This window comes from Mycobacterium sp., assembly GCF_049281135.1.
GTDB lineage: Bacteria > Actinomycetota > Actinomycetes > Mycobacteriales > Mycobacteriaceae > Mycobacterium.
On sequence record NZ_JBAPRN010000329.1, the window covers coordinates 1 to 15,627 of the forward strand.

The window sequence follows — 15,627 nt, forward strand, 5'->3', positions numbered from 1 at the left end:
GGTCAGATGCGTCCGGCCAGCGAGAAGTCGCCGCGGATCAACACTTCCCGTCGCAGACGGTCCTGGAGCACACTTTCGACGCTGGCGCGCAACGCTCCGCCCGCCCGCGATGCGGCCTCAATCGCCCGCGAGAGCACCTCGCCTGCGAGGTTGTACTCGTTATGCAGATCGGGTAGCCGGTCACCGCGTGCGGGATGCGAGCGCAGCATTTCCAGCGCGTCGGCGACACGACCGCCGGCATCAGCCCCTGCGGCGATGACGGCCTCTGCCGCGCCGGTGATCGCCATGATCTCCTCATGAATCCAGGCGGCTTCGTCGTCGGCACGCATGATCACGCTCGCCAGAATCGAATCGATCATGTCGAGCCTGGCCAGCACGTCGTCGTCGGCGATCGCGGCCCGCACCGAGGTCTGGAGTTCGGTCCGCACCGTAATCAGCAGTTGCCGGGCGCTCGGACGGGCGATCATGCCGAAGCCTCCACTGCGACAGCCGTTTCGAGCGCTCGCGTCGCGCTGAACCAGCCTTCGAACGCGGTGATATTGGCGTTGAACAGAAACGCCGTGCGCAAATCCGTGTTGGCGCCTTCAGCGTAGGTCTGCTGGGTCCGCAGCAGACCCGCAAACACACGGATCGCAGAGACGATGGAGAAGTATGAGACCGTCCGAGGGTTGACCTGTTGCCTGCTAAGTCCGGTTCGTCCGCGGTATCTCGCGCAGAATCCGTCCGGATCGCCTCCGATAAGGGCTGGCGGTTGTATCGATTCGACCCACAGTGCCCAGCCGAGATCCTCTCTTGGATCCCCGATGTGGGCGAATTCCCAGTCCACTGCCACCAGTCGGTCATTGGGCCCAAGCATCACGTTCCCGGGCTGAAACTCCCCGTGCACCAGCGTCATCGGTACCTCCGGCGGCCGGTTCCGTTGCAGCCAGGCCGCGACGTAGCGCAGCATCGGGATGGATTCGCTCAGGTCCATCTCGGTGCGCCGCCACAGCTCGATCAGCTCGTCGACGTAGGCGTCCCAATCCGCCGGATGGCGCACGCTTGGAGGCAGATTCGCGATGTCGACGCCGTGGATATCGGCAGCCAAATCGCATAGGGCACGGCCATGGTCGGCAATCTCGACCTGCGCGCTGGCCCTGACCCGCGACAGGAATGGGCCGCCGGCCACAAAGTCGAGGATGATGGCCTTGCTTCCCAGTTCGTCGCCGGTCGGGTCGGCGTAAAGCGCGTCTGGCATCGGCGCGCCGCCCTGACCGGTGAGGGCACTCAAGAGCTCCCACTCCAGCGCCCGGTCGGTCTCGATCGGCGCGGAGCCGTCGTCGGCGTCGGCCCGCAGTACCAGGGTGCGCGGCCGGCCGTCGAGCACCGCGGTGAACCGCGTCATTTGTCGGCTATAGCCGCCCGGCAGAGTGACCAGGTCGCCGACCGATACCGAGTGGACATCCGGAAGCCGCTGCGCGAGAAAGGCTTCGAGCCTGCGAGTGAGCGCGGACCGGTCGGCGTCAGACATGGCGCAGCGGGGCATCGACGCGCAGCAGCCGATTATCCGCGGAACGCATCCAGGACGCGAATTGCCTGCCCATCATCCAATCCTGTAGTTCGCCGGGTGCATCGTCGTGGCCGTCGAATGTCCAGTTCTCGTAACACCAGTAGGTCATGACCCCACCGTAGGGCGAATGCCACTTCAGCAACGAGACGACCTCTCCGGTGGCGTAGAGCCGCCGGCCGTGCTCGTCCACCGCGTTGATGCATTCGCGGACTGGACGGCCGTCGCCGTGGCGTTCCAAGACGGTCCGCGTTCCGCTGACCAGATGACCCAGCACGCCGTCCTTTACGTAAAAACCGTGTGCCACAGGGTCTGCCGCGCCCACCAGGGGATCCCGCTCCCATGGCTGCGCGCTCATAGCGAACGCCTGAAAGGAGTTGTCGCGGTCTGCGCGGGCGAACGTGTAGGAACCACGCGGCTTGGGCTGTCCGATGAGAATCCGCCGGGGCCCCCAGGTCCGGTCCTTGATCACCGCCGCGTCGGTGACGACGATGCGCTCACCCTCGATGTCCAGTACACCCTCCATTACGCCGGTCTGCTCATAGTGACCGGTGTGCTTGGCCGCGACATCCTGTACGAAATCGCGCATGCCGACATTGACGCGCTCACCTGCGGACCGCATTGCCACCGGTGGCCGATCGGCGTGATATGTCAGGTCGAACTGACACCCTGGGGCGCTGTAGGTGTGCCGGTAGCTCATTTGCGGCGTGAGGGTCTGCACCGAGTAGCTGTTATCCAGGGTGAAGTCGAACATGTCGGCGCCGTCAGGCAGCGACATATGCCAGTCGAACCCGTTGTAGAGGCAGGTGGACATCTCGTCACCGCTGGGGTCGACGAACCACGGTCCGGCCATCGCGGTGTTCTGATTGGGCCGCATGTAGTGGTACAGGATGCCGAATAATTTGCGCTCCGGTACCCGGAACGTGGTGAACGAGCTTTCGTTCCACCATGGATCTGCGTTGCGCGGATGAAGGCGTTCATCTTCGGGTGAAACCGTGTTCGACCACGCCATTCAACACCCCTCTTCCGATGAGAAACAGATATGCGATCCGGACATCCAAGCTCGCCTCAGAACATGTTCCGAACATGTTCGAACCCAGATCGTACATGCTCGGTACGTGTTAGGGAATCCGTATGATCGGCTCATGCCACCGCGCCGCCGTGCCGTCGAGTCAGGTCGGCTGACAGTGGATGACCTCGTCGACGCCGTCGCGCGGCTCATCGACTCCGGCGGTGTCGAAGCGGTAACGATGCGGCGCCTGGCACGGGAGTGCGGGGTGGCCGTGACCTCGATCTACGGCTATGTACGGACCAAAGACGAGCTGCTCGGGCTCTTCGCCGACAGGCTGCTAGGCGCGATCGGCGTACCCGACACGCCATGGGCGAACCCACAGGACGAGATCGCCTACATCTTTCGGGCGACCTACCAAGTGCTGGTGGGCCACCCGGAACTGGTGCAGATCGTGGCGGGTCAGCCAGTGCCGGGCAGTGCGGCGTTGCACTTACTCGAGCGGGTACTGGCGGCCCTGGTCGCGCTCGGCCTCGATGACCGCCAGATCCAGACCGCCTACCAGGTGCTGGCGTCCTACACGACGGGGTTCGTCCAGCACCAGGCTGCGCGACAGCACCGCACGCCGGGGTTGCCAGAACTCATCGCCCGCGCGCGCACGCCGGCGGGTTGGCCAGCGGACCGCGCGTCGTCGGACGACAACGACGACGACGAACTCCGCGACTACGAGGCGGGGCTGACGGCCGTGCTCACGGGGATCTCGGCGCTCGCCTGAGACATTCGGCGCTCAAGTCGATTACCTCTTTGGGCGGCGACCCAGCCGACGACGCCAGTCGTGCATTTCGAGCAGCCGAAGCACTGCGCCGGTGACGCGAGCCTTGCGCGGTGAGTAGGGGTACCACTGTGTCTCGGTGGGCAGGTTTACCTTCTCGCTGACGACCGCCTGCGCGCGACAGTACTTCCGGATGCCGTCGGGCCCGCCCATTCGGTGACCAAGACCAGATTGCTTCCAGCCGCCCATCGGCAGCGGAAACTGGAAGACGTGCATCATCGCGTTGTTGATGTTGACGCCACCGGCTTCGATCCGCCGGCCGACCCGCTCGCCGCGCTCCTTGCTGGCCGTCCAGACGCTGGCGCCCAATCCGTAGTTACTGTCGTTGGCCAGGGTGATCGCTTCGTCTTCGCTCGACACCTTCATGATCGGTAGCAGCGGCCCAAACGTCTCCTCGCGCATACAAGCCATCGTGTGGTCGACATCCACCAGCACAGTCGGTGGGTAGAACAGCCCGCGTTCGGCTCGCTTTCCGCCCGTGAGGATGCGTGCTCCGCGAGTCAGCGCGTCGTCAACCTGGCGTTCGACAATCGCCATCTGGGCCTCGTTTGCCAACGCTCCGATGTCGGTGGAAAAGCTGCCCGCTGTGTCATGACCCTGGCGGATCTTGTTCACCTCGTCGACAAGCCGTGACGTGAACTCGTCGTATACCGACTCCTCGACGTAGATCCGCTCCACGGCGACGCATGACTGGCCCGAGTTGAACAGTCCAGCCCAGATTGCTCCACGGACGGTCCGTTGCAACGGTGCATCGGACAGCACGATCATCGCGTCTTTTCCGCCCAGTTCGAGACTGACCGGGATCAACCGTTCCGCGCATTGGATGCCGATCTGGCGGCCGGTCTTGGTGGAGCCGGTGAACTGCACCATGTCGACGACGTCCACGACCGCTTTACCGGTATCGCCCCGGCCCGTCACGCAACCCAGCACGGGCGGGGCGCCGATCTCCTCGTTCCAGCCGCGCACGACTTCGGCCCAGCCCAGCGGGGTTTCCTCGGACGGTTTGGTGAGCACGGCCGCCCCGGCCATCAGCGCCTGCGGCACGTCGAGCATCGGCATCCCCAGCGGATAGTTCCATGGCGTGATCACGCCGACGAGTTCGTAAGGGCGATAGCGGATTCGCAGATTCTTGGTTGCCGACGCCGGTCCATGCGGGCGGCGGGCTTCATCGGCCAGGAATTCTGCGCCGTGTTTGGTGTAGTAGTTGATCACTTCCATGCAGACCAGCAGCTCGAGCTGGGCATCCCCCCAGGACTTGCCGGCCTCGCGATGCACCAGGCCAAGGATGCGGTCTTGGTTGTCGACGATCCAATCCAGCCACCGCCGCAGATGAACCGCACGGCCTTCCGGCCCGAGCGCCTCCCAGGCGGGCTGGGCCGATCGCAGTTGATCGGCGAGTGCGCGCACCTCGTCCGCGGTCTGGTCGGGCACGGTGCCGACCAGGCTCTGGTCGGCGGGGTTGCGGACCTCGACTAACCCACCTGCAGGCAGGGCGGCGGCGCCTGCGGCCTTATCCTGGGTAGTTGTCATGGTGTGTCGGTCCTCGCTGACTTTGTCGGTTGTAACGAATATTGTGAGTATGCCCATCTCAATACATAAATGTCACTGGGCCGCCGGAGAAGCCGCCAGCGAGCGCTGATATCCAAGAATCGCCTTGTTCTTGTTCATCGCAATAGCCCCGACGACTTCGTCTCCGCGTAGCGCCTCGACTAACAGCGAGGGCTTCTCGCTGTCGTCCCACTCTTCAGAGACCACCGTGAAGCGGTCGGCCGCGCGTAGATATCCGGCGGACTTGAATTTGACGTTGTACTGATCGGACCAGAAGGCGGGTACCGAATTCAGCGGTCGCCGCTCGGACGGCTCCGCAAGCAGGTTCGCCGCCGCGCAGTCCGCCATGTCTCTGGCGTTCGACCAGTGCTCGATGCACACGGGTGTCGAGCCGTGTCGGTGTGGCCATGCCGCGACGTCGCCGGCGGCGGTGACACCGGGGATCGGTTCGCCCACGCTGTCCAGCGCGCCGCAGTAGATGTCGCAGACCACCGCGCCGCCGTCGAGGGCGATGCCGGTTCCGGCCAGCCACTCGGAGTTCGCCACCGTGCCGATCGCCACGAGAACCACGTCGGCGTCGAGTCGTTCGCCGTCGGCGAGGGTCAGCCCCGTGACCCGATCGGTGCCGTCGATCGATGCGACGCCCTGGCCGAGGCGGAACTTCACCCCGTGCGCGGTGTGCAGTTCGATAGCGCGTTTCCCGACTTCCGGGCCGATCGCGGGCATCGGGTATTCGCAAATGTCGACGATGGTGACGTCAACGCCTCGCTGGCGCAAGGTGGCGGCCACCTCGCAGCCGATGAAACCGGCACCGATGATCACCAACTTGGCGTCATCGACCACCGCGCCCTGAAAACGGTCGACGTCGTCGAACGAGCGCAGGACCATGACTCCGTCGGCCGGCGTGCGACCGGGCCACGGCCTTGCACGCCGTCCGGTGGCAATGACCAGGCCGTCATAGCCGACCTCGGTTCCGTCGGCCATGGTGATCAGCCCGCGGCTGCGGTCCAGGCCGGCTATCGGCTGGCCGAGCAGCCAGGTCACCTCCTCGACCTCACCGGGCAGCATGCACTGATCGCGGGTGTAGGTCCCCGACAGCAGCTGCTTGGACAACGGCGGTCGATCGTAGGGCCGGTGTACCTCGTCGCCGATGATCGTCAGCTCGCCGGTGAAGCCGTTCTTGCGGAGCGACTGAGCGGCACGGAAGCCAGCCAGGCCGGCACCCGCGACAACGATCGACCGCACGAGGTTCAGTCCTGCAGCCGGATCGCGGTGACGGGACAGTTACGCACAGCCTCTTCGACTTTGGCGCGTAACTCCTCGCCGGGCTCGTCATTCAAAATCGATACAACTTCGTCATCGTCACCGATATCGAAGACCTCCGGCGCGGCCAGCACGCAATCCCCGTGCAACTCGCACCGATCGAATTCAACGATGACTTTCATGGTTTCTGGCCTCCCTGGCCTAGCCGTCAGGCCGGTGTGATAGTGACCGGTAGCTGGTAGACGCCGCGCGAATAGGCATCGCGCAGGTAAACGATATCGCCGGCGGGCTTGATGTCCTTGGTGCGCTGCAACAGCTCCTCGAAGAGAATCTTCATCTCCAGTGAGGCGACGTGTTTGCCGAGGCACTGATGCGGACCACGGCCGAAGCTGACGTGCGGGTTCTTCTCACGCGACAGATCGAAATCGGTCGGGTTGTCGAGCACCCGGTCGTCGAAATTGCCTGCGGCGAAGAGCATCAGGACGATGTCGTCCTTTTTGATGTGCTGGCCGTGCAACTCGTGGTCGGCGGTCGCGGTGCGCACCAGGTGGGTGAACGGCGAAGCGATCCGGACGATCTCCTGGATGGCGGTGGCGGGGATGTCGTCGGCGCGCTCGCGCATCCAGGCCATCTGGTCCGGGCGGCGCATCAGCTCCCACATCCCGTGCGACAGAGCGGTCCTGGTGCTCTCGGCGGCACCACTGGCCAGCAGCGCGACGTTGCCCTGCAACTCGTCGGCCGAGATCACGTCGGCGCCGGCCTGCACCAGCTTGGTGATGACGTCGTCGCCCGGCTCCAGCCGCTTCTGCTCGCCCAGTTCCGTCGAGTAGTTCAACAGGCTCATGATCGCGGTGAGGACGTACTCGAACGACGGCGTGATGCGGGTGTCGAACGGGGCGGCGAAGGTGTCGACCCACTTGAAGAACTGGGGACGGTCGCCCTTGGGCACACCGAGCACATCGCCGAGCGCCTCCATCGGCATGGCGTGGCCGATGTCCTCGACGAAGTTCACAGTGCCTTTCTCCAACGCGGCATCGACGATGTTGACCGCGTATTCGCGGAACTTGTCTTCGAGCTTCTTCACCATCGTCGGACCAAGGCCCTTGCTCATCACCGCACGCTGGCCGCGATGCTTCTCGCCGTCCATCACCAGCATCGCGGGCTTGCCGCCCAACTCCGGCTTTGGCGAGATCGGGGCGACCCGCCACATGTTGACGTACCCGCCGGCCGCCGAATAGAGCTCCTGATTCTTATCGACAGCCCAGATGTCCTCGTTGCGGCTGATTACCCATGCCCGTTCGATCAGCATCGGGTCGTTGAACTCGTGTAGGTAACAGGGTTGTTCATCGCGCAAGTAGGTGTACTGGTCGAGCGGCAGGCCAAAGGTGGTCGGGTCGCCGTTGGCGTAGGTCTCTGAGTCGAACACGCTGATGACGGGTTTGGTGGCTGTCATGTCGAGTCCTATCGATATGTGATGGCTGGTCAGGTGTGTGGCAGAGCCGAACCGTCCCAGAGAACCAATGTATGCCTTTGTTGGAATCTCAAGTTCCGGACGACAGCGTCCGTCTTCTCCCGCCCCCTGTCGTGATTATGAGTCAGACCGTCTCAATTAAAATTGGTCCCGCGGCCCCTGTCAAGGTCGCGCGTGGCGATTGCCGTCAGCGCGCTGGGCGTAGGCCGAATGTGGACGCGATGATGTCGCGCTGGATCTCGTTGGTGCCCGCGTAAATTGTGGGAGCAATGCTCAGTCGCAGGTGGCGCTGCATGTCGAACTCGTTGCTGTAACCGTAGCCGCCCATCATCTGAACACCCTCCAGCGCAACCTTTTTGGCTGTCTCGGTCACTTTGACCTTGGACATTGACGTCGCGCGGACCCACTCCTCAGGTGTGCCGATTCGATGCTCGATGTGGTGCACGGTCGCGTAAGTGAGCGCCCGTGCGGCTTCGATCTCTATGGCCAGGTCGGCGATGCGATGCCGGAGCGCCTGGAACGACCCGATCGGTGCGCCGAACTGTTCACGCTCGGCCACGTATGCCAGCAGGTCGTCGAAGGCGCGCTGCGCCATGCCCAGGCCCTGCGCCGCGCACACCAGTCGTTCGCCGTTCAGTCCGGCCATGACGTGTTTCCACGCGTTGCCCTCGGTGCCTACCACGGCTGATTCCGGGACGAAGACATCAGTGAAAAAAAGGTCGTTGACCTCGCTACCGCCCATCGTTGCGATCGGACGGATTTGTAGGCCGTCGGCGTCGGCGGGCACCTCCAGCAGCGTCAGACCGTCGTGCGGTCGGACACCGCGTGAAGTCCGCACGACGACCAGGATCGCAGACGCGAATTGTGCGTCGGAGCACCATGTTTTCTGTCCGCGTACGCGCCATCCGCCCTCGACCTTCTCGGCTTTGCAGCTGACCGCCGCGGCATCCGAGCCCGCACCGGGTTCGGAAATGCTGATCGACATCACCTTGCCCGAGCAGATCGAGCCCAGTGCGGCGTTTTTCTGGTCCTCGGTGGCAAACCGCTTGTAGATGCCGGCTACGGTATGCGAGCTGCCGGCTCCGTGGACCGGCGCCAGACCTCGCCACAGTTGCTCGAACAAGATGACCTGCTCGGTGAGTCCGCCGCCGCTACCGCCATACTCTTCGGGAATCGAGACGCCGAGATAGCCGACGTCTGCCAGCTTCTGATACAGGCCGGGATGGTGTTGCTCGGCGCCATTGTCGGTCAACGAATCGCGCTGCTCGCGGGTGCCGCATTCCCTGCGACAGAACTCGCGGACGGCAAGGGCGAAGTCCCGTTGCTCCTCGGTAAGTCCCACCGCGTCCATCTCAGCTCCTTAGCGGAACGACCGCTCGCGAGATTCGCAGGCAAGCCCCCGCGATACTCGCAGCGATTATGAGTCGATTCGTCTCGAATGGTATGTGCGGAGCTTCTACCTGGTCAACATTGCCAGCAAAAGGCACTACGGCGGCGCCGAAGGTTCGGGGGATGCCGTGCGCGTGGCCGACATCGTGATAACGCAGAGCCCTCGGCCAGGCGATCGAGATAACGAACGTTTACGATGGTGGTGCCACGCTGATACGGCCCAAGACTCACGAGGAGCGTTATGGGATATCCACTGCCGGAGGAGACGGCGCTTCGAGGTCCGTTCGCGCCGATGCGATTCGAGGCCACCGTCGAAGAATGCATCGTCAGCCAGGGCGAGATCCCCAAAGATCTTGCCGGTGGCTACTACCGCGTGGGCCCGACCTGGAAGCGTCCGACCAAACAGGGCACCAACCCGCTGCTGAGTATGGACGGCATGGTCCAGGGCATCACGTTCGAAAACGGGCGCGCGGACTTCCGGAACCGATGGGTGCGGACGCCGAAGTATCTTCTCGAGGAAAAGCACGGGCGCGGCATGTTTGCCTGGAGCGACGGAGGCTTCCATGACTGGCGAGACTTCGCGTACGGGGACGTAGAACGGGATCAGTACAACCGTCACACCCCGCAGGGTGTGAACAACATCAACGTGTTCCCGTTCGCGGGTCACATGGTGGTATCCGGAGAGCAAGGCGGGGCACCGATTGCCATCGACCCGATCACACTGGAGACCAAGGGGATCGTGGACTGGTCGCCGGCGTTGTCGTCGGGCCTGCATGAGCCGGTAGTGTTCGGCGACTGCGCCTTTGCCGCCCATCCGAAATGGGATCACGACACTGGCGTGCTGTATGGCTGGACCTACCGGGACACCGCGCCGTTCGTCACCTTGCACACCGTTGCGCCCGATGGTCGCGTCGATTCCCGCGAGGTGTGGGACGCACCGTATAACACTGTCGCTCACGATATTTGGCTTACTCCGGAATGGATTGTGATGCCGTTTCAGCCCTTCACGGTAGGCAAGGAGCGTATCGCCAAGGGCCTGGGCATCTGGGGCTGGGAGACGGACCTGCCTATCACGCTTGCGCTCATTCCGCGCGACGACATGGAAGCTGACATTCGCTGGATCACGACCGGTCTGCCCACGCAGTACGTGATGCACACCATGCAGGCGAATATCCGCGACGGCAAGCTGCTGTTGGACGCCCCGATCTTCAACCGGCCGCCGTTTCCGTTCGAGCAGGACTTTGCGGAGGGCGACGATGTCAAGTTGTTCTTCTCGATCGCCTCGAGCAGGCTGGGCCGCTGGACGGTCGACTTGGCCACCGGCGACACGACCAGCGAACTCTTGTCGGACCGGCCGAGCGAACTTCCCAAGGTCGACGAGCGGTTTTTCGGCAAGGGTTACCGGTGGGGTTATCAGGTCGGCGGCGTGGTCAAGCGCAACGGCATGTCGATGAACAGCCTGGTTGTCACCGACATGGAGACCTTGTCCGACCAGGTGTACCAGATCCGCGACGGGCAACCGGCCGCGGTGTTGGAAGCCAGCTTCGCGCCACGCCACAAAAATTCGCCGGAGGGTGACGGCTACGTGATCGTCCCGGTGTCCTGGTGGGCCGACAAGCGCAGCGAGTACCTGATTTTCGACACCGATGACATTACCAAGGGACCGATCTGCACCATCGAATTGCCGTTTGCGTTCGGATGGACCCCGCACGGTCACTGGATGGACTTCCGGTAAGTGAAGACCGTGCAGACCCGGTCGGTTTTCACCGAGGAGCAAGAGCAGTTCCGCAAAGAGGTGCGCGGGTTCCTCAACGACTATGTGGTACCGGAGTATTCGACTTGGCAGGTCGACGGGAAGCCGTCGCGGTCCTTTTGGCGGGCCGCGGCCGACATCGGCATTCTCGGGATTGGTCTGCCCGAAAAGTTCGGCGGCATGCCCGGTTCGGACTACCGGCACAGTGTTGTTGTCACCGAAGAAATCCAAGCGCTCGGCCTGGCCATCGGCGGTTTGCGTGTCCAGACCGACATTTGTTTGCCCTATCTGCTGAATCACGGCTCGCCGGAACAACGCGCGACCTGGCTACCGCGGATGGCTACCGGTGATGTCGTCGTCGCGCTGGGACTGTCCGAGCCGGGTGCCGGGTCAGATCTCAAGGCGATGTCGACGCGGGCTCGTCGCTGCGGGGATCATTATGTGGTCAACGGCGCCAAAACGTTCATCTCTAACGGTGTCGCCGCTGATCTGGTGATCCTGGCGGTCAAGACCGACCCTGACGCGGGCCGGCGCGGCATCAGCCTGCTTCTCGTGGACAGCTCGACACAAGGCTTCGCGCGCGGCCGCAAGCTCGACAAGCTGGGACTTCGGGCACAGGACCTGGCCGAGATCTCGTTCACTGACATGAGGATCCCGGTCGCGAACCTCCTCGGAGTCGAGAACGAAGGTTTCACTTATCTGACCTCGAACCTCGCGCAGGAACGCTTGTCGATTGCGGTGAATTCGCAGGCAGCAGCCACCGCAGCGCTTTCTTGGGCAGTCGAGGATCACCGGCACGGCGCCCGCGCCGGCCAGGAGGTCAAGTTCACGCTCGGGCAGTGCGCGGCCGAGGTGGCGGCCGGTCAGTCACTTGTCGATCAGGCGCTACTGCGCCACGTCCAGGGCCGGCTCAGCGGCAACGACGCGGCAATCGCCAAGCTGTACTGCACTGAGCTGCAAGGCCGGGTTGTGGACCGATGTCTGGCGCTGTCGCACCCGTCGACCGTGCTGCGGGGCGACTCCCGGTTGGGCAATGCCTACCTCGACGGCCGGGTGAGCCGGATTTACGGGGGATCCAGCGAGATCATGAAGGTCATCATCGGACAGAGCCTCGGCCTGTGAGAAGCTGCGGAGGTGACGCGCGACGAAGAGATCCTGGCTGCTGCCGAGAAGCTGTTCTTCGAGCGCAGTTTCGACGGTGTCGGCGTCGACGAAATCGGCAAGGCCGCCGGTACCGCAGGGTCGGCCATCTATCGACACTTTCCGAGCAAGGACGCGATCTTGGCGGCCCTGTTCGATAAGACTCTCGACACAATTCTGGTGCGTCTTGGGGAGCCCGAAGAGGATCCCAACACTGAGCTAAACAAACTGGTGCGCGCGTTTGTGGGCTTGGCGAGGAGCCACGAGCGATTGGTGTCAATCTGGCTCCGCGAGCAGCGCTCACTGGCCGAGCGCTATCGCCGGGAACACGACCGTCGGCAACGTCGCATCACCCAACGGTGGATCGATTGTCTGAAGCGGTGCTACCCCAACCGTTCGACCGACGAGATCATCACCGCCACGCGGGGCGTCCAGTTGCTGTTGTTCTCCGAAGCGCTGCGCCCGCCGGGGGGGCGACGTGCCAAGCAGGCCGAGGAGCTGCTGGCCCAGATGGCATTAGCATCGGTAGGGGCGCTGGAGCTGGAGCCGGCTGCTAAGCGGCGATGAATTTGAACAGCGCCGACTCGAATGCATCCGGTGTCTCGAGCATCGGATAATGCCCGCTGTCGGGGATTTCAACGAGGGTGGCATCGGATAGTTGCTGCTGTAGCCAACGGGCGCCCTTAGCCGAATGCACCGGGTCGGCGGCACCGACGATCTGCAGCACCGGCTGGATGACCCGCGGGATGTCGGCGAGCAGATCGGTCGTCAGCAGCGACCGATAACTGGCCACCGCGGCCCATGAGGGCATCCGAAGCGAGCAGCGGACCAGCCAATCGACCGTTCTCGGATCCGGCTCGTGGGCGAAAGCCGACGCGATCGTGCGGTACCGCGCCCGCACCCGGTCAGCGTGCTCGTCAGCCAGCATGCTCTCCAACAGTGGGCCGGGCGGCCCCCCGAACGGAAAGCTTTCGCTTCGGCTGGCGCGAACGCCGTTTGATCCGACAAGCACCAGCGCGGTGACCAATTCGGGCGCGGTCGCGGCGGCGCGAAATGCCACCTGCCCGCCGAATGAATGACCGACTACCGTCGCGCCACCAACTTCGAGTCGGTCGAGCAGGGTGACGAGATCGGCCGCGAGGCGCTCGATTTCGTAGCCATGCAATGGGTTATCGGAGAACCCGTGGCCGCGTTGGTCCACGCACAGGACGCGAAGCCCGCGGTCTGTGAGCACACGCACCTGGCGATCCCACAGTTCGTGGTCGAGGCCGAAGCCGGAAATTAGCGCCACTGCGGGCCCATCGCCGAGATCCTGCACGTGAATCCGCACGCCATCATCGACGTCGACAAATGCCACTTTGGGTATCACCTTCGATCATGTAGATTTATGAGCTTGGAAGTCTTAATAATACCGGGAAAGGCCTCATGAGCACCAGCCTCGAAGCCCTATCCATAAGCTCCCGCGGCGAGGGTGTCAGCGAGATATCGCTGGTTCGTCCAAAACTGTTGAATCGCTTCGACAATCGGTTGCAGATAGAACTGGCAACGGCGCTCGAAGAGCTCGCCAAAGACGATAGCGTCCGCGCGATCGTGCTGGGCTCCACCGGAAGGGCGTTCTCGGCTGGCGGGGACTTTGCTTTGATGCAGGCCGCGCATGACGATGCTCGCTCGCGACGCGAAACCGTCGAAGCGGGCGCGAGGTTGCTGCAGTCCTTCTTGGACCTGCCGCAGCCCATCGTCGCTGCGGTGCAGGGCCCGGCGATTGGCCTGGGTGCAACCGTGGCGCTGATGTGCGACGTTGTGGTCGCAGCAAAGACCGCGGAACTGGCCGATACCCATGTCAAGGTGGGCCTCGTGGCCGGCGACGGTGGCTGCCTGGTGTGGCCGCAGGCGGCCGGCATGCTGCGAGCACGACGTCACCTGCTCACCGGTGATCCACTCGACGCGACCACCGCCTACCAGCTCGGCATGGTGACTGACATCGTCGACGAGCCGGACGAGGTGTTGCCGTGCGCTCGCGAAATCGCATACCGCATTGCGGCTCTGGCACCGCTGGCTGTCCAGGGCACGAAACGCGCGCTGAACCACGTTACTTCGCTTCGGGCCGACGAAGTGGTCCGACTGGCTTTCGAACTCGAAGAGCACACCCTGACCAGCGACGACCTGTTGGAGGGCATCGCCGCGTTCAAGGAAGGCCGGATAGCCAACTTCGTCGGACGATGAGGGCCCCATGACACGACCGCCACTGGCACGACGCCGCAATAAACCGCGGTTAAGCGGCCTGGGGCACGCCCATCCGGCCAGGTCTTGACAATTCTCTAGGAATTTGTTGATCTCCTTGGAAATAGACCCGCTACAACCGGTCGCTGCCGCACAAAGGAAAACCCATGCGTTGGATGTCAGCCATGAAGCGTCGCACCTCGGTAGGCGCCTTGATCGTCGCCACCGTCGCCGTGGGCGGAGGCGCGGGGGCACTGGCACCTAAGGCACACGCCAAACCCGCGCCCGAAGTGGAGTTCGTGTACAACGTGCAGGTGCGGCGGTACTACTGGTTTCCGAACAATGACGCGGTCGGCTATGGCTATGGGATCTGCGGCAAGGTCGGCGCGGGCGAGGGCTACGCCCAGGTGATGGGTGATGTCAAACGCGATGTGACTCCCAACGACGAGTTCGCGGCAAATTACCTGGTCTCCTATGCCGTCGATAATCTGTGCCCTGAGCACATCTCGCAGCTGCGGAACTCGGCGCAGGGATACCGCCCACCGCCAGGTCAAGAGTATTTCGGTAGCCCCGGCGCCGAGTGAGCCGCCTTGCACCCTGACTTACGGCATCGTGTAGCCGCCGCTGACCGAGATGAGCTGCCCGGTCACCTGGCGAGCCGCGGTCGGTGAACAGAACCACGCAGCGGCCCGGCCGATGTCCTCGGCGCTGGTCAGGCGGCGCAGCGGGGTGCCCTTGACCATGTAGTCGATCTGGTCCTGGTTGAACACGTTCTCCTGGCCGACGGCCCACAGACTCGATTCGCCGACCGCTTCCGGACCCTCAGGAATCACCAGGCCAGGGCAGATGACGTTGGACCTGATCCCGTGTCGGCCGTGTTCGTGCGCCACGGTGCGAGCCAGGGCTACCACCGCAGCCTTGGACGCGCCGTAGACGCCTTGTCGGATCTGTCCGAACGCGGCGTCGCTGGCGATGAACACGATCGCTCCACCGCCGGCCTCTCGCATCGGGCCGATGGCGGCCTGGGTGGCGGCGATAGCGCTAAAAAGATTGATTTCGATCGTGCGCTGCCATTTGTCACGATCGGTGTCGGTGGCGATGAAGCCGGGCACGCTCCACCCCGCGTTGTTCACCAAGACATCGATGCCGCCCCAGTTGTCCACCGCGGTACCAATCGCGGATGCGGCCCCGCCGGGAACGGTCAAGTCATCAATCGCGAGATCGACTTCCGCCGCGCCGTTGGCCTGCGCTTCACCGCGCACCCGCTCCGCCTGAGGCTTGTCGATATCGCTGATCACGATTCGGGCGCCCTCCGCAGCGAACACGTGAACGATGCCACGCCCGATGTTGGATGCGCCTCCGGTCACCACCACCCGGGCCCCTGCCAATCCAAGGTCCATTCTCTGCTCCTCGTCCGGGCGGCTGTTGTGACCGCCGTCAAGTTAGTTTAACGTGG

General features: G+C 63.8%; 16 protein-coding genes. 6 read left to right on the top strand and 10 right to left on the bottom strand.

Features of this window, described 5'->3' with window-relative positions; genetic code table 11:
• Positions 1–2: 2 nt before the first annotated feature.
• Genes WAN02_RS13280 through WAN02_RS13290 form a run of 3 tightly spaced genes read right to left on the bottom strand, consistent with a single transcriptional unit; the run spans position 3 to position 2,558 of the window.
• A complete protein-coding gene (locus WAN02_RS13280; protein ID WP_422264651.1) occupies positions 3–467 on the bottom strand; it encodes a hypothetical protein in 465 nt (154 codons plus the stop codon).
• On the bottom strand, positions 464–1,510 hold the full coding sequence (locus tag WAN02_RS13285; protein ID WP_422264652.1) for a phosphotransferase family protein: 1,047 nt from the start codon (positions 1,508–1,510) through the stop codon (positions 464–466). The genes WAN02_RS13280 and WAN02_RS13285 overlap by 4 nt, the downstream gene beginning before the upstream one ends.
• On the bottom strand, positions 1,503–2,558 hold the full coding sequence (locus tag WAN02_RS13290; protein WP_422264653.1) for a hypothetical protein: 1,056 nt from the start codon (positions 2,556–2,558) through the stop codon (positions 1,503–1,505). Before WAN02_RS13290 ends, WAN02_RS13285 begins: the two co-directional genes overlap by 8 nt.
• Before the next feature lie 133 nt (positions 2,559–2,691).
• Between WAN02_RS13290 and WAN02_RS13295 the strand changes: the two genes are divergently transcribed.
• On the top strand, positions 2,692–3,330 hold the full coding sequence (locus WAN02_RS13295) for a TetR/AcrR family transcriptional regulator (protein ID WP_422264654.1): 639 nt from the start codon (positions 2,692–2,694) through the stop codon (positions 3,328–3,330).
• 21 nt (positions 3,331–3,351) lie between these two features.
• Here the strand turns inward: WAN02_RS13295 and WAN02_RS13300 are convergent, their stop codons facing one another.
• The 5 genes from WAN02_RS13300 to WAN02_RS13320 form a co-directional block, all read right to left on the bottom strand.
• On the bottom strand, positions 3,352–4,917 hold the full coding sequence (locus WAN02_RS13300) for an aldehyde dehydrogenase family protein (RefSeq protein WP_422264655.1): 1,566 nt from the start codon (positions 4,915–4,917) through the stop codon (positions 3,352–3,354).
• Positions 4,918–4,989: 72 nt separating this feature from the next.
• Positions 4,990–6,180, bottom strand: a complete 1,191-nt coding sequence (locus WAN02_RS13305; RefSeq protein ID WP_422264656.1) for an NAD(P)/FAD-dependent oxidoreductase — start codon at positions 6,178–6,180, stop codon at positions 4,990–4,992.
• A 5-nt stretch (positions 6,181–6,185) separates the two neighbouring features.
• On the bottom strand, positions 6,186–6,380 hold the full coding sequence (locus WAN02_RS13310) for a ferredoxin (protein ID WP_422264657.1): 195 nt from the start codon (positions 6,378–6,380) through the stop codon (positions 6,186–6,188).
• Positions 6,381–6,406: 26 nt separating this feature from the next.
• On the bottom strand, positions 6,407–7,651 hold the full coding sequence (locus WAN02_RS13315; RefSeq protein ID WP_422264659.1) for a cytochrome P450: 1,245 nt from the start codon (positions 7,649–7,651) through the stop codon (positions 6,407–6,409).
• Positions 7,652–7,856: 205 nt separating this feature from the next.
• Positions 7,857–9,020 (bottom strand): acyl-CoA dehydrogenase family protein, encoded by a 1,164-nt coding sequence (locus WAN02_RS13320; RefSeq protein ID WP_422264660.1) that lies wholly within the window; start codon positions 9,018–9,020, stop codon positions 7,857–7,859.
• A 279-nt stretch (positions 9,021–9,299) separates the two neighbouring features.
• Between WAN02_RS13320 and WAN02_RS13325 the strand changes: the two genes are divergently transcribed.
• Genes WAN02_RS13325 through WAN02_RS13335 form a run of 3 tightly spaced genes read left to right on the top strand, consistent with a single transcriptional unit; the run spans position 9,300 to position 12,518 of the window.
• Entirely contained in the window at positions 9,300–10,793 is a 1,494-nt protein-coding gene (locus WAN02_RS13325; RefSeq protein WP_422264661.1) for a carotenoid oxygenase family protein, read from the top strand.
• The gene (locus WAN02_RS13330) at positions 10,794–11,933 is read left to right on the top strand and encodes an acyl-CoA dehydrogenase family protein (RefSeq protein ID WP_422264662.1); all 1,140 of its coding nucleotides are present in this window, start codon (positions 10,794–10,796) and stop codon (positions 11,931–11,933) included. It abuts the gene before it with no gap.
• A gap of 12 nt (positions 11,934–11,945) precedes the next feature.
• Positions 11,946–12,518, top strand: a complete 573-nt coding sequence (locus tag WAN02_RS13335) for a TetR/AcrR family transcriptional regulator (RefSeq protein WP_422264663.1) — start codon at positions 11,946–11,948, stop codon at positions 12,516–12,518.
• Here the strand turns inward: WAN02_RS13335 and WAN02_RS13340 are convergent.
• Positions 12,505–13,308: an alpha/beta fold hydrolase gene (locus tag WAN02_RS13340; RefSeq protein ID WP_422264664.1), complete on the bottom strand. Its 804-nt coding sequence runs from the start codon at positions 13,306–13,308 to the stop codon at positions 12,505–12,507. The genes WAN02_RS13335 and WAN02_RS13340 overlap by 14 nt on opposite strands.
• A 68-nt stretch (positions 13,309–13,376) precedes the next feature.
• Here WAN02_RS13340 and WAN02_RS13345 point away from each other — a divergent pair, with 68 nt between their 5' ends.
• Both WAN02_RS13345 and WAN02_RS13350 read left to right on the top strand, forming a co-directional pair.
• Positions 13,377–14,174 carry an enoyl-CoA hydratase/isomerase family protein gene (locus WAN02_RS13345; RefSeq protein WP_422264665.1) on the top strand — a complete coding sequence of 266 codons (798 nt, stop codon included), beginning with the start codon at positions 13,377–13,379 and terminating at the stop codon, positions 14,172–14,174.
• A gap of 164 nt (positions 14,175–14,338) precedes the next feature.
• Positions 14,339–14,755, top strand: coding sequence for a DUF732 domain-containing protein (locus tag WAN02_RS13350; RefSeq protein ID WP_422264666.1), 417 nt, complete (start codon positions 14,339–14,341; stop codon positions 14,753–14,755).
• A gap of 18 nt (positions 14,756–14,773) precedes the next feature.
• On the opposite strand, the gene WAN02_RS13355 is transcribed toward WAN02_RS13350, so the two are convergent.
• Positions 14,774–15,571 carry an SDR family NAD(P)-dependent oxidoreductase gene (locus WAN02_RS13355; protein ID WP_422264668.1) on the bottom strand — a complete coding sequence of 266 codons (798 nt, stop codon included), beginning with the start codon at positions 15,569–15,571 and terminating at the stop codon, positions 14,774–14,776.
• Positions 15,572–15,627: the final 56 nt, after the last annotated feature.

Coding starts and splice junctions, on each gene's coding strand:
- WAN02_RS13300 (WP_422264655.1), bottom strand. CDS start 4,917: ATGACAACTACCCAGGATAAGGCCGCAGGCGCCGCCGCCCTGCCTGCA.
- WAN02_RS13350 (WP_422264666.1), top strand. CDS start 14,339: ATGCGTTGGATGTCAGCCATGAAGCGTCGCACCTCGGTAGGCGCCTTG.
- WAN02_RS13285 (WP_422264652.1), bottom strand. CDS start 1,510: ATGTCTGACGCCGACCGGTCCGCGCTCACTCGCAGGCTCGAAGCCTTT.
- WAN02_RS13295 (WP_422264654.1), top strand. CDS start 2,692: ATGCCACCGCGCCGCCGTGCCGTCGAGTCAGGTCGGCTGACAGTGGAT.
- WAN02_RS13280 (WP_422264651.1), bottom strand. CDS start 467: ATGATCGCCCGTCCGAGCGCCCGGCAACTGCTGATTACGGTGCGGACC.
- WAN02_RS13345 (WP_422264665.1), top strand. CDS start 13,377: ATGAGCACCAGCCTCGAAGCCCTATCCATAAGCTCCCGCGGCGAGGGT.
- WAN02_RS13320 (WP_422264660.1), bottom strand. CDS start 9,020: ATGGACGCGGTGGGACTTACCGAGGAGCAACGGGACTTCGCCCTTGCC.
- WAN02_RS13310 (WP_422264657.1), bottom strand. CDS start 6,380: ATGAAAGTCATCGTTGAATTCGATCGGTGCGAGTTGCACGGGGATTGC.
- WAN02_RS13290 (WP_422264653.1), bottom strand. CDS start 2,558: ATGGCGTGGTCGAACACGGTTTCACCCGAAGATGAACGCCTTCATCCG.
- WAN02_RS13325 (WP_422264661.1), top strand. CDS start 9,300: ATGGGATATCCACTGCCGGAGGAGACGGCGCTTCGAGGTCCGTTCGCG.
- WAN02_RS13355 (WP_422264668.1), bottom strand. CDS start 15,571: ATGGACCTTGGATTGGCAGGGGCCCGGGTGGTGGTGACCGGAGGCGCA.
- WAN02_RS13315 (WP_422264659.1), bottom strand. CDS start 7,651: ATGACAGCCACCAAACCCGTCATCAGCGTGTTCGACTCAGAGACCTAC.